At 43.7% G+C, this 13,997-nt stretch carries 10 protein-coding genes; 3 read left to right on the top strand and 7 right to left on the bottom strand.

The features are described 5' to 3' along the window. Positions 1–19: 19 nt before the first annotated feature. From BCL90_RS23020 to BCL90_RS22990, 7 genes are all read right to left on the bottom strand, one after another. Positions 20–1,234 carry a DUF4374 domain-containing protein gene (locus BCL90_RS23020; RefSeq protein ID WP_121287656.1) on the bottom strand — a complete coding sequence of 405 codons (1,215 nt, stop codon included), beginning with the start codon at positions 1,232–1,234 and terminating at the stop codon, positions 20–22. Positions 1,235–1,279: 45 nt separating this feature from the next. Further along, complete coding sequence (locus BCL90_RS23015) at positions 1,280–3,658, bottom strand: TonB-dependent receptor (RefSeq protein WP_244095126.1); 2,379 nt, start codon at positions 3,656–3,658, stop codon at positions 1,280–1,282. Positions 3,659–4,034: 376 nt separating this feature from the next. Further along, positions 4,035–4,532: a Fur family transcriptional regulator gene (locus tag BCL90_RS23010; protein ID WP_166792254.1), complete on the bottom strand. Its 498-nt coding sequence runs from the start codon at positions 4,530–4,532 to the stop codon at positions 4,035–4,037. Positions 4,533–4,543: 11 nt separating this feature from the next. After that, complete coding sequence (locus tag BCL90_RS23005; RefSeq protein WP_166792253.1) at positions 4,544–5,419, bottom strand: cation diffusion facilitator family transporter; 876 nt, start codon at positions 5,417–5,419, stop codon at positions 4,544–4,546. 96 nt (positions 5,420–5,515) lie between these two features. Beyond that, entirely contained in the window at positions 5,516–6,382 is an 867-nt protein-coding gene (locus BCL90_RS23000; protein ID WP_166792252.1) for an AraC family transcriptional regulator, read from the bottom strand. A 101-nt stretch (positions 6,383–6,483) separates the two neighbouring features. Then, a complete protein-coding gene (locus tag BCL90_RS22995; RefSeq protein ID WP_121287651.1) occupies positions 6,484–6,906 on the bottom strand; it encodes a hypothetical protein in 423 nt (140 codons plus the stop codon). A gap of 131 nt (positions 6,907–7,037) precedes the next feature. After that, positions 7,038–7,898 (bottom strand): AraC family transcriptional regulator, encoded by an 861-nt coding sequence (locus tag BCL90_RS22990; protein ID WP_121287650.1) that lies wholly within the window; start codon positions 7,896–7,898, stop codon positions 7,038–7,040. 380 nt (positions 7,899–8,278) lie between these two features. Here BCL90_RS22990 and BCL90_RS22985 point away from each other — a divergent pair, with 380 nt between their 5' ends. The 3 genes from BCL90_RS22985 to BCL90_RS22975 are packed head-to-tail and all read left to right on the top strand — an operon-like array spanning position 8,279 to position 13,810. After that, positions 8,279–9,310: an efflux RND transporter periplasmic adaptor subunit gene (locus BCL90_RS22985; protein ID WP_121287649.1), complete on the top strand. Its 1,032-nt coding sequence runs from the start codon at positions 8,279–8,281 to the stop codon at positions 9,308–9,310. Positions 9,311–9,369: 59 nt separating this feature from the next. After that, the gene (locus tag BCL90_RS22980) at positions 9,370–12,501 is read left to right on the top strand and encodes an efflux RND transporter permease subunit (RefSeq protein WP_208529914.1); all 3,132 of its coding nucleotides are present in this window, start codon (positions 9,370–9,372) and stop codon (positions 12,499–12,501) included. A gap of 10 nt (positions 12,502–12,511) precedes the next feature. Beyond that, on the top strand, positions 12,512–13,810 hold the full coding sequence (locus BCL90_RS22975; RefSeq protein ID WP_166792251.1) for a TolC family protein: 1,299 nt from the start codon (positions 12,512–12,514) through the stop codon (positions 13,808–13,810). Positions 13,811–13,997: the final 187 nt, after the last annotated feature.

Genomic DNA, 13,997 nt, shown 5'->3' with positions numbered 1-13,997 from the left:
GTTGCATATAATTTACACCCTAATAGGTGAGTTTATTAATGGCATAAACATCTGCTGCGCCGTTTACCACAAGTCCTTTTGTTATTGTAGCGTTGGAACCGTTAACCTGATAGATGGCGACCTGTCCGGTTGCATCTTTTATCGGGATATTAACGGTATTCTTGTCACCTTCTACGTAAGTGGGTGTAGAGAAAAGAGATGGTGTATAAATTGGCGAATTGGTAACCCAGGTTACCGTTTTTGCAGCCACATCCAATATAGCGAGCTTTACCGTACCTGTTGATGCACCTGCTTCAGTATACATTTCAGCAAGGAAACGAGTACCGCCCACATAAGTACTCCTGGCGTATTTATGCCCACCAGAAGCTGTTTCTATATCGAAGAAATAACTCTGATCAAACTCTTGCGAATTGGTATTTATTTTAAGTCCGGCAGAATGTTTGGTAGAACCTGTTATTGCGGTGGAAAAGGCATAGACCTCGCCATTGTCAATCTTGTTAAGCCCGTTCATTCCAGAATAGGAACCAATGTAGCTTGTGCGGTTATCCTTGAAGACCTTTTCAAGCACCATGGAAGGATAGCTGAACACGGCAACCCAGCTATTGTCAAGGTAATCCGACGTAAAAGTATTGCCGGTAGTCCCTTTAATGCTCATAAAGGGAGCATATATCTTATTGCCAATTTGTACTAAATGAGTAAAGTAAGCCAGTTCGCCATTGTTTGCTACTGTTTTTAGGTTAACGCTGCCGCTACTTTTTATCTGGGGGTTTACTGCATTGACTACCGTAAAGGTGGCCGTTGGGCTGTTAATATCTCTGGGTATATTTGCAAACAGTATATCGTCGTTATTAACAGTTGCCATGGCATGGGTTGTCATCATGTTGAGGGTGGCTCCCTTTACGATATGTCCTTGATTATTAAGTTTAAAAGCCGTTACCGGACCCTGATTGCTAAAACCGTAAACCTGGCCGAACAAGGTGTTGTTTTGCGCAATATAGCCGTAGTCGTCCGTCTCTGTACCATTGCCGGTCGTTGATGCGGTACCTTTTGAAAGATTATCAGTAGTGAGCAGATAAGTGGTGGCGCCTCCGGCAGTTGTCGTTACGGCCAGTACATACTTAGCATTGCCAACCGGTTCGGGATCTGGTGAATTGTTATCATCATCTTTACTGCACCCGGTCATTGCCAGGCCAAGGAACAATCCTGCAAGCAGGAGAAAATTAAATCTATTCATATTGTTTGATATTTATGGATTAAAAAATTTGATAAAATGCTTTCGTTATTTTTGATTTCCGGCAATAAAATACCGCAACTTGATATTGATTGACCTGCCCGGTTTTTGCAAGCTGAAATTGTCGTATATTTTTGCATCAAAGAGGTTTCTGCATTCCAGGCCAATGTTATACCGTCCGTCTTTTATGCTATATACAGCATTGACATCGTGCTGGAATTGTTCAGGAATATTCAGCTTGCTACCGGTTGACCCCTGGCTGGGCCAGTTCAGGTAATACTCATGCACATACGTCAGGTTGTAACCAATATTCAGCACATTGGTGGCAATCCCCAACCCTTTGATGGAATATTGCGCATTCGCATTTCCATAGAGGTAGGGCATATTGGGTATCCTGTCCTTGTATATCTGGCTGACCTGTGTCTCATTAGCTTCATATTTTGTCTGGTTACGGATGTTCTGCCAGGTCATATTCACTCCCACAACCAGGGCATCCTTGAACGTGTACCGGATTTCTCCATCAATTCCCGTTGTCCTTACATCCTGTTGGTTGAGCATCTGTATCATGGCAACACCACCTACAGAGGTCAGGTTTGGCCGGATAAAATCCTTCGAGTTGCGATAAATGAAATTGGACTCTATATGGAGCTTATGCTCTTTAACAAGTATAAACTGATAGGCCAGCCCCAGATTCGCATTTTCAGAACTTTCCGGGCGAAGTGAAAAGTTTTCAATCCGGTCTATGGTCGGATTACCGAATAGCTCATCGTTTTCGGGTAAACGGTAAGTCTTTTCGTAAGAGGCTTTTGCCTGTAAGCCGGTATTCAAAAAATAGGAAGCCGCCGCCCCATAGCCGCTTTTATTTACGGATTTTTTTTGTTTGGTGTAATTGGGGAGCGTACCCCAGGGCGCATTCGGTGATGTATAGCTTTGGAATGCGGTTGTGGATTGGTTGTAATTTTTCAGGAATACGGAAGCATTGAAACGTTCATTCATGTCGTAACGGTAGCCCAGGCCCAAAATGTTTTTAAAGTTTTCTCTCGGCTGCATGTTCAGTTTATTGTCCGGGTCCAACTCGTCCTTTCCTCTTCGGTTGAAGCCTAAAAAGGTGTTATTTAATGCTAAGGAATGTTTGTCTAAAAATTTATAGCCAAGGTTGGCGGTAATATTGGCATTGTTGTTTTTATACTTGTACAAAGTTCGTCTGAGTTCGCCTCCAACTGCATCGGGGTCTGTAGACTTATCCCTGGATTCCCCCAACCAGTTATATTGCTTAAAAACGGTATCCACCAATTGTTCATGGCCAAGATTATAATTTGCGTTGAGGCTCAGGTTAAGGTCTTTTATAAAAAGGTTGTTTTTCAGGTATTTTAAGGAGGGCATTATGATATCGCCGTTCCGTTTCCGCGCACCATACACGTCGAACATCCGGTTACCCGTCTGAATATCGGCTTTGTTTTGGCCAAGGGTAATACCCAAAAGGAGTTTGTCGGCATATCGTTTTCCTGTAACACCTATGTTGGCAATGACGGTCTCATTTCTGTAAGTGTCGTGGAAGCGGCGTACCCGCATGGGCGTGTAAACCCCGGTGGTCAGGTTAGCTACGTCCACATCCACCTTGTAATTATTGTCTGAATAATTCTGAAAGGCGTTCACCTGCACGGTAAAGCCAGATTTGGCAGTATATCCCGCATTAACGGCGGACTTGTGCGTGTTAAACGAACCATAGGAATAGGATACATCGAGGTAATCCCTTTGGTTGGTGTTGGTTACAATGTTGATAGCACCACCAAGTGCATCGGCACCCAGCCATACCGGAACGACCCCTTTATACACTTCGATTCGGTCTGCCATATTGATGGGGATATTGTTCATCTGGAGGGATGTTCCGAAGTTGTCCATAGGGATGCCGTCCAGAAAAAATTTGACCTGGTTTCCGGTAAAACCGTTCAGGGAAAAATTAAAAGCAGAGCCAAGCCCGCCGCTTTCCCTTATCCTTACGCCGGAAACTTTGTTCAGCGCCTGGTTCAAGTCATAAGTGGTATTATGAAGTTTGCGGGCATCAATGGCGGCCACGTTATAGGCCTGCTGTCTTATCTCTGCAGCCTGCGTTTTGCCAGCTACGGTTACCGATTCCAAAACAGTAGATATTTCGGTTAGTCTTACCTCTACTTTTATGAATTGTCCGGCGGACAGGCTTATTTTTTGACTATGTGGCTTATAACCCAATCCATGGAACAGCAATTCATAATTGCCGGGTTTCAGATTGTTCAGCTCAAAAGTTCCATCTTCCTTCGACAGAGTTCTAACCTCACGGCCCTTAATCCTTATGTTAATACCCGGTACTGCTTCTCCCGAAATGCCGGTTATTTTTCCCGTAATGGAAGTTTTGTTCTGTGCAACAGCATATTGTGCTGTAAACAACATGAACAACGTAAAGAAAAGTATTATGCTGTTTATTTTCTTAACCCAATTTTTCCCCCGGACAGTATCATCACAATATACACTGCTTTCTATTGTGCATTTTATAATGATACTGCCTTGCTTTTTTTGTATATTCCACATTATGATTAGAAATGGTAAAGTTTTTACAATTGCTTTTTATATTTATTTAGACTTAATATAAATACGACGCAAATATATAGGTCTACTTTCCTTTTTTCATCTCACCAATCACGGGATAAGTAGGACAAATGGCAGTTGTTTCCTATGGAAGCAAAAACAACGTGGGATACAACAACAAAGGGGCAAATAAAGGTTCTTAAGGCCTTGGAAGATGCGTGGATAAAAACAGCAATTTATACTATGCCAAAGGCATTTTCAGGTCTCTGCTTTTTTTATCGCAGAAGCCGTTTGCATGGCTCATACATTTGCCAAAAATATTAAGTACCTGTTGTTGTATCTCAAACCCAAACCGGGGTACCTGTTTTTCTTCAGCGCTTAAGCGGGGAAACTCCTCATTAATATCCATTACCTCATGGCAATCAAGGCAAACGATGTGGCAATGCTCCCCTTTTCGTGTAGCATGTTCATATTCAGCCATATTTTTGTTGAAATGCAACTCCACAATCAGGTTACAGGCAACCAGGATTTCAAGTGTATTGTATATGGTTGCCCTACTCACCCTGTATTTTTTGTTTATCATGTCGATGTAGAGTATTTCTGCATCAAAACGTTTGTTGAAATAATAGATCGCTTCCAGTATTGAAAAACGTTCGGGGGTTTTCCGATAGTTGTTCTTGATTAAATATGCTTCAAGGATTTCACTCATTTCTGCCAATGTTTTTTCTCCTGTATTCATACGATATATTTTTAGCAGTGTATCAAGGCACATGATTCTCCCTCAAATTCAAATTGTAGGGTGGGATGATGTATCTCTAAATGGGAAAGTAAATGATATGCCTCGTTTCTCACCTTGCGCATGTCTTCCATATTAGCATCGCTATTTAGTACCAAATGAGTAGTCAGCACATTGTACTCCCCGTCCATTGTCCAGGCATGCAGGTCATGTATATTGGTTATACCTGGTATTTTAAGCAATGCGGCCTTTATTTCCTCGTCGTTAAAGTTGTCGGGTTTTACCTGCAACAATATTTTTAGCGTCTGCATGATGTTTCGTATTGCATTGTAGAGGATAAAGACGGCTACGCCTACGGACAATAAAGGGTCTATCCACATCCAGGAGGTAAAATACATGATAAACCCGCCGACCAGTACAACAATCCAGCCCAGCGCATCTTCCATCAAATGCATCATTACCGCTCTTTGGTTAACGGATTTGCTTTTCCCTTTGAACAGTCTGAAGAATGCCAGCCCGTTGAATATCACACCGAGTACCGCCAGCCATAATACGCCCCCCGTATTCACGCTTTCCGGATGGAAGAAACGGGGAATGGCCTGCGTGAGGATAACTACCGAACCTGCAATCAGTATCAGAGAGGTAAAAAATGCGGCCAGTACCGAAAGTCTCCTTTTTCCGTAAGTGAACAGTTGGGTTCTTCCGCCTGTGGATTTCTTTTCCAGTACCAATGAGCATACGATGGCAATACTATCGCCCAGGTCGTGGATAGCATCAGATAATATAGCCATCGAATTCGTCATTATCCCCCCGACAAACTCAATGATGGTAAATGACACATTGAGCAGTAAAGCAATACGCATGTTCTTAACAATGGGGTGTACATGCATGCCTCCTGCGTGATGGTGATGGCCGTCTTCGTGTCCATGTTCGTGACTGTGGCTATGCTCGTGGTTGTGTCCTGTTTCTTTCATGATTTTTATTTACTATTTTGTCCTATTTATTTCCTGTTTCCGAAAGGCTCCGGGCGAAATCCCGGCAACCTTGCCGAACAGGCGGTTGAAATACTTATAATCCTCATATCCCAGCGAAACCGCTATTTCTTTTACGCTGAAATGGGAATGGTATAATAACCGTTGTGCCTCCCGTAGCACTTCCTGCTGTATAAGGTAGGTCAACGAAAAACCTGTCACAGCTTTTACCGTGTCATTCAGGTGGCTTACCGAAAGGTTCAAAATTTCGGCATAGTCGCCGGGACGCTTTAATGCCTTGAATTGTTGTTTCAGCACCTGTTTAAACTTTTTGGCAATATAGATGCTGTTTGCGGAATGATGTAACGTAAAGCGCTGTTCCCTTCCCTGGTAAACGAAAGCCACCTGCTGTATAAAAGCAGTTGCCAGCGTGACCTGTGCCTGAGAATTAATGACCATACCAAGGTCTTTTGAAGCAGTACCTGCTATTAATCCCAGGATGTTTTTAAACCATCTCGATTCTCCGGGCCCTAGCTCCAGGTTGATGACTTCTGAAAGCGATTGTTGCAATATTGAACTTACGGTATCGTCCACGAGCTTGTTGTCTATAGCAAGCACCCAGCCCGTAACACCCGTTGATTTTACCAACTGGTGTACCTGTCCGGGATAGGAAACGAAGAGCGAGTTTTTACGGACAATGGTTTTTCTGAAATCAACTGAGTTCTCTATAGAACCCTTTTCTACCAGAATGCAAATATAATGTTCATGCCGGTGCGGTTGATGGAAATCTGAGGGTGTATTAATGATACTGTCGTCTATTGGTTCTATTCGGATGCCAATGCGGTCATGATCGTGTTTCGGTATAGTTGGTGAATTTTTCATCTTCAATTCCTTCGTTATCGTCCTCACTGGCATTTAGGAAATCATAAAAGTCTTCATCGCATTGGGTACCCATTTTGCTGCTCTTTCCATTTAAACAAAAGTTATATTGCTTCCGATTTGCCGGTAGAAACTTCCCTTAGTATTTGTTCGGCCTTTTCAATTGCTTTTGCTTTTGTTTCGGCAAAAAGAAGTGGATTTCTCCAAAATTTCTCATATACATTTGAAAAAAGTCTCATACCCATACGCTTTACTATGCTCGGCTCAACCTGTATGGTCGCCTTTGTATATTTGAGGTCTTCCTTATGGATTTTCCTCCAGGCATTTACCTGTTTGGTTTCCTCCCGTGAAGGTTTGTGCTTTTCTTCGGGTGTCTCACCGGTGCTGATCATCACAAAAGGTTTTTTCCGCTCGAAAAGGCGGGTAAATGCCGCAATGCCACCCTCGTGGCCATGGGCTTCATCTACTGAGTGGCTGTGCTGAAAGTTCACAAAAACAACCGGGAATTTTGAATCGTCTATAATCATAATTTTATAATCTCTAACTGATTACAAATTTAGAATGAATATAAATAGTGAAAGATAGACGAAACGGTGTTTGTATTGGACGAATAGCGGTTTTGCACAAAATGTATATTGTGGAGAACGCTATTTATTCCCTAATGAGTTATTTTGTTTCGAAAGGCCAAAGCCGTTGTTCCTGTTATCTTAGCAAAAATCCGGCAAAAGTAGGGGTAATCGTCGTAACCCAATTCGGCCGCGATTTCTTTAACCGATTTATCGGAATAATAAAGTAATCGTTTGGCCTCTAAAATGATGCGTTGATGGATATGATGGGAAACGGGTAATCCTGTGGCATTGCGGACGCATTCATTAAGGTAAGATGTAGAGATATTCAGGGCGTCAGCATAATCCGAGGGTTGTTTAATCAGGATAAAATCTCGTTCCAATAATAGTTTAAATTTTTTGGTAAGGATGTCATAACGTGAAAGGTTGTCTGTACCCTCTATTTGCTCCAGATACTGTGAAACTATCAAACCTACAAAAGCATTAAAGCAATCTTTTAGTACGGAAGCATATAATTTGTCTGTTTTCCGTTCAAAAAGGCTTGCACATAAGATGAGGGTTTGGTCTAAAATTGTATAAATAGCGGATTTTACCGGCAATGACCTTGCATGTAGAATAACTTGTTCCAATTTTCTTAAATAATCGGGATTCAGGTTCTCACTATTCATTCCAAGAAGAAAAACGTCCGCTTTTTCAATCTTTATGATGCGATGAATCTGGCTGGGATGAATGTAAAGTACCGCAGGTGCTTGTATTTGATACTGCTCAAAATCGATTTCAATATGGAAAGTTCCTGTTCGTACTAACGAAAAGATATGATAATCGTGCCTGTGTGCATGTTCTGTTTCATTAAGGGCATTTAAATCGTCAGGCGTTACTTGTTTAAAAACAAAATCTTCCTGATATTCTTTGGGCAAAGAATGTACAGGGATGGATGTTGTCTTTTTACTCATTTTTCTAATCACTACACAAAGATAGTTTTTTCGATTTTGTTATTTATTCATTATACCAGACGATCCAAAATCTGTCGGTCGTCCGTATGCTTCTTTACCGCACCCAACCTAATTCTCCCTCCCTTCCCAGTCGACTGAAACCCTGTCATACCTATGATTTATACTCCCTGATGTGTAATCCTTATCTCCACCAGGTATAAAAAAAACGTGATTCGTCCATAGAATGCCCGTGATTATCACCAAATCTTACAAAATCAAACATGACCTTTGCCCGGGTCAAAACAGCATTTTTTTTAAACCCGCTTCCCCTGCAAAGCTTAACAATACTTGATTGCCGGGATGAAAATCTGCTATAAAATTTTAATTAATCAAATCACAAAATGAAAATTACAAACCATGCCTGCCTGGGGATGTTGTCTGCCGGACTGATTACTCTATTTGGTTGTACACAAAAAAACGAGTTAAAGCAAACGACAATCCCTGCCAAAGTAACAGTCAAGACTGTAGCTTCAATCGGCAGCCAGCAAACGCTAAGCTATTCGGGAACAATCGAACCAGACAACACCGCTCAGGTTGGCTTTTCTGTAGCCGGAACCGTCAACCGAATCATGGTAAACGAAGGACAGCACGTACTTAAAGGCCAGCTGTTGGCCGGTATTGATGCTACGGAATATACCTACGCGTTATCCATAGCTAAAGCTGGCCTTGAACAGACCGAAGATCTATACAGAAGGTTCGATGAGCTATATAAAAAAGGCAGCCTTCCGGAAAAGGACTATATGGATATCAAGACCAGACTAGCCCAGGCTAAGGCCAACAAAGGGATAAACGAAAAGCATATTGCCGACAGCAGGCTCTATTCACCTATGACCGGTATCATCGCAGCAAAAATGATCGAAAAAGGGAGCGCTGCCGCACCGGGTGTCCCAGCGTTTACTATTGTCAGGACGGATCAGGTCTATGCGAGGATTTCCGTACCGGAAAGCGAAGTGGGTGCAATGAAAAACGGGATGACCGCAAAGATTACTATCCCGACACTGAACCAGCAGCTCAACGGTAGTATCACCATCATCAATCCGCTTGCAGATCCAGCATCAAAAACCTTTTCCGTCAAGATAAGGCTTGATAATCCAAAGGGCACATTGTTGCCGGGAATGATTGCTGATATCAGTATCGGCACTTCCCGCAAGACCAACGCAATTACCATCCCAATAGAATCAGTTGTACACGACGCCGACAACCTTGCCTATGTTTTCACAGTGAACGGCCAGAACAGGGCGATCCGTAAACGTATCGGCACAGGGGGATTATCAGATCGTTCCATTCTGGTGACCAACGGGCTTCAGGCCGGCGATCGTATCATCGTGTCAGGTCAGGACAATATCAAAGACGGCCAGAAAGTTGACCTTTAAAAATTATCGGATACAACAAGGACATATTCACCAGTTCACATCAATTGTAGCTCATTAAAATGAAGAAAAGAAGAATAAATGTTATCGAGGCGGCTATGCGTTATCCTCAGATAACGTTAGCAATAACAGCAATACTGGTTATGGCAGGTGTCATTGCCCTATTTACCATGCCCCGTAGCGAAGATCCCAGGATTACTGTCCGGCAAGCGCTTGTCATAGCTGCCTACCCTGGAGCAGATGAGATCCAGATGGAGAAAGAAGTGACCAACAAAATAGAGCAATATCTTTTTAGTTTCGAGGAAATCAGAAAAAGTAAGACCAAGTCTGAAACGAAGGAAGGTCAGGTGATCATTACCGCGGAGTTGAACGACAATGTAAAAGACACTAAAAAGTTCTGGAGTACCTTGCAGCATGGCCTCAACATGAATATGAGGGGCGTACTACCCGAGGGGGTACTTGGTCCCATAGTCAACAGTGATTTTGGAGATGTGGTCGCCCAGATGATAACCGTCACTGCCCCAGGGCGCTCTTATGCCGATATTGAAAAATATCTTGACCGGTTGGAGGATGGTATCAAAACGATACCGGCAGTGTCCAAGATCAAACGTTATGGCGGACAGCGGCAACAGATATACATCACGGTACAGGATGAAAAGTTACGGCAGTATGGTTTTGACCTGCATACTATAGCAACGGTTTTACAGGCGCAAAATGTGACCCAGGTTACTGGCGACCTTACCCTGGAAGCGAGCAAGATACCTATTTTTGCAGGCAGTCGTTTCAAAAACGAAACTGCTATCGGCGACCAGATCATATACAGTACACCTGCGGGAATCGTGGTAAGGCTAAAAGATGTAGCCAGGATCGAACGCCGTTATGAGGAACTCAAAAACAAGATCAAAGTTGGCAACAACGATGTGATGATGCTGACTGTGGAAATGCAGCCTGGAAGCAACATCGTGGAACTGGGGAAGCAACTGGAGCAAAAGGTCGCTGAAATAAGAAGCAACCTTCCTGGTGATGTCAGTGTAAAGACAATTGTGGACCAGCCTACGGTGGTCAAAGAGCGCCTTGGCCATTTCATGTTGGAGTTTGGCATCGCCATCCTATCCGTGATATTGGTTGTAATGCTGCTGCTGCCACTACGTGTTGCCGCGATCTCTGCCATTGCGGCACCTGTTTCTATAGCGATTACATTTGCTGTGCTTAACATAATCGGCATTGAACTACACCAGGTTACGCTTGCAGCATTAATTATTGTACTGGGTATGGTTGTAGACGATGCCATCGTTATTGTAGATAATTATATCGAAAAGCTTGATGAGGGTGTAGCTTCATGGACAGCTGCCTGGCAAAGTGCTACCCAGTTAATGGTGCCCGTATTTACAGCCACGGCGGCCATTATCTTTGCCTTTGCCCCGCTAGCGATCTGCCTGCATGGCATGTCGAAAGAATTCATCCAGGCACTGCCTGTTGCCATCGGTGTAGCACTAACCGCGTCATTTTTGGTGGCAATTTTCCTGACTCCTTACCTGTGTTATATCTTTTTGAAGAAGGGGCTCAAACACAAGATGAGTGAACGTCCTTTAAAAAAGAATATACTGGATCGTTTACAAGACGGATATAACAAGGCCGTGGAATTCTGTATGTACTGGCCAAAAAGTACGCTGACAGCAGGGGTTCTTTCAGTCTTCCTTGCTTTCTTTATCGGTGGACATGTACAAACCGAGTTCTTTCCCATCGTAGAAAGGAACCAGTTCAACCTCGAATTATGGATGCAGAATGGAACCAGTGTCCTTGAAACGGAGAAAGCGGTCCAAAAGGTTGAGGCTGCTATAAAGGGGGATAAACGTATCGTGACGACCGCAAGTTTTATTGGCACATCCTCGCCGCGTTTCTATTCGACCTATGCACCGGAACCAGCCAGAGAAAACTATGCGCAGATCTTCATCAATACGGTAAGTGAAGATGCAACTGAAGAGATGATCAAAGAATATCTCAGGAAATTCGGGAACTTCCTGCCGAATGGTTATGTGCGCGTACGCCAGTTATCGATCAAAGAACAGCCGGCACCAGTCGAGATACGTATCATCGGTGAGGATTTGGCCGACCAGAAAAAAGTTGCACTTCAGGTCAAGGCCATCCTATCCAACGCTAAGGGTACAAACTGGATCAGGACAGATTACCAACGTGACTATTTCGGTATCAATGCGCGCATCAAGGAAGACCAGGCTAGCAGGCTCGGCATCAGTAAGGCGCTGATTACCCAAACCCTGGGTGCCGAAATAAACGGTTACCCGGTATCCAGATTATGGGAAGGAGACAAACCTGTAGATATACTACTGCGACTGGATGCCAGCAACAGATCGGACTTTGGCTCTCTGGAACAGTTGAGCCTCACCTCCAGATACAATACCAAGATACCACTGAAAGAGGTAGTTGACCTTCAGCCATCCTGGCACACCGGTGCTATTGCTCACCGAAATGGGCTGCGTACCCTTACTGTTTCCTCAGAATCACAGATGGGTGTAAAGGCCAGTGCCATTATCGCGTCAATACGTCCTCAAATAGACAAATTGAAGCTGCCCGAAGGCATCAGGATCAGTTATGGTGGAGAAGACGAAGCCTCCCAGGAGAGTGGACCTGATATGGGTACCTCCCTTATGATCAGTCTGATCATGATCTTTCTGGTGCTATTATTCCAGTTCAAGAGCATGGGCAAAGTACTAATCGTACTTTCCACCTTTCCGCTGAGTCTTTTGGGTGCCATGCTGGGACTGTATCTAACGGGCAACTCTATGGGCTTCTTTGCATTCATGGGAATCATCAGCCTGATGGGTATCGTGGTCCGCAACGGTATTATTCTGGTGGATTATACAGATGAGCTCATACTTGAACATGGTTATACAATAAAGGCCGCTGCCTTATCTGCTGCAAAAAGAAGAATGCGCCCAATCTTCCTTACCTCTTCTGCTGCTGCCATTGGCCTTATACCGATGATCGCAAGCCAATCACCAATGTGGGCACCACTTGGCAGTGTGCTGGCTGTCGGTGTGATCGTTTCTATGGTCATGACGCTTTTCATTGTTCCGGTGCTTTATTATAAATTCATCAAACCGGTAAAGGCACACGAAGAAGATGGACAACCTGATGCAGATGAACACATACAGTATAAACCGGCACATCATTAAAAATAATAAAATGAAATTCAAGATAAAGAAAATATTAGCCTATATGCCCCTGCTGTTTATCGGCTTCGTACTCCCGCAAATAACAAGGGCGCAGCAGGTTCTGACACTGGAACGCTGCAGGCAGATGGCCCTGGAAAGGAACAATAACATCAAGGCGGCAATGGAAGACATCAATGCTGCAAGGGCGCAAAAGGCACAACAGGATGTTGGTGGCAGGCCCTCCGTGGATGGCTCGATAACCGGTTTTTATTTCGGGAAACCATTAAATACTATTATTCCTGAATATGGGCTAAGCTCTGGCCTGGGGATCACTCAGCCAATCTATACAGGTGGCAAGGTTAGGCTTGGCAAGGAGATTGCAGCAAATGGTGTAGAGATACAGCAGGAGCAGAAAGTTCTTGTTACAACTGAGGTGCTCTTCACCACCGAAAGAGCCTATTGGCTGGTGGTATCTGCCATGGAACGGATCAAACTCGCCCTGCAAACTAAAAAACAATTGGCTGCCCTTTATACCGACCTCAATAACCATTTCACTGCCGGGACTACCTATAAAAATGACGTACTGCAGGCTCAGGTACAACAAAATGCAAACGAGCTTGACATCTCACGTGCAGAGGACAACCTGACCATGGCCAAGCTATACCTGGCCCAGGTTACGGGATTGACAGACAGCACGGGTTTTACAGTTGCGGATTTCCTGGACGCGCCAATAAATACTGTAATAGATAATTCCCCGATGCAAAAGGCGCCAACCAATCGTTCGGAAATAAAGATCCTTCAAACGTCGGTATCGACAGAAGAGCTGCAACAAAAAATGTTGGCGGCTGATCTTAGGCCTGGTGTGAGTCTGGCATTGAACGGGATAACAGCCTTTGGCAAAAGCGGGATCAATCCCACTAATAAAGATAATTTCATGGCTTCATATTACAGTATGCTTAACATAAATATTCCTGTTTTCGACTGGGGTAGAAAAAGAAAAAAAATACAGGAGCAACAGTTCAAAGTTTCCTCACAACGCTATCAGTTAAAGGAACGGGAAGAACAGGTTACTCTTGAAGTACAGCAAGCATTTTTGCAACTTGGCCAGAGTGTAAAACGGATAGGACTTTCTGATTTATCACTAAGCCAGGCAGAGGAAAACCTTAAACTAAGTAACGACCGTTTCAAGGCCGGAACGATCGTAGGCAAGGACGTATTGGAAGCACTAACAATCTGGCAGCAGGCAAAGAGTAACCTGCTGGAAGCAAAGGTTCAATATAAAATTGATGCGGCCGCATACCAGAAAGCAACTGGTTCAATAGAACGCTAAAGTCAATATTGTCTAAATAATATATGCCATGTAAATACCGAAAAAACGATCCATACCAGGGAAAAGCATTAACAGGAAACAATAAATTATCATTATATTTAATGTTTCCCTGAAACGAACCGCCAGGCATTTACATTGCCTGGCGGCATAACAGAATGGGAGCTTAGACAGCTGTTTATAGCATTGG

Source organism: Pedobacter alluvionis, from assembly GCF_003664035.1.
In the GTDB taxonomy this organism is placed as follows: domain Bacteria; phylum Bacteroidota; class Bacteroidia; order Sphingobacteriales; family Sphingobacteriaceae; genus Pedobacter; species Pedobacter alluvionis.
The sequence above is the reverse complement of the archived record's forward strand: the minus strand, read 5'-3'. Positions and strand labels throughout refer to the sequence as shown.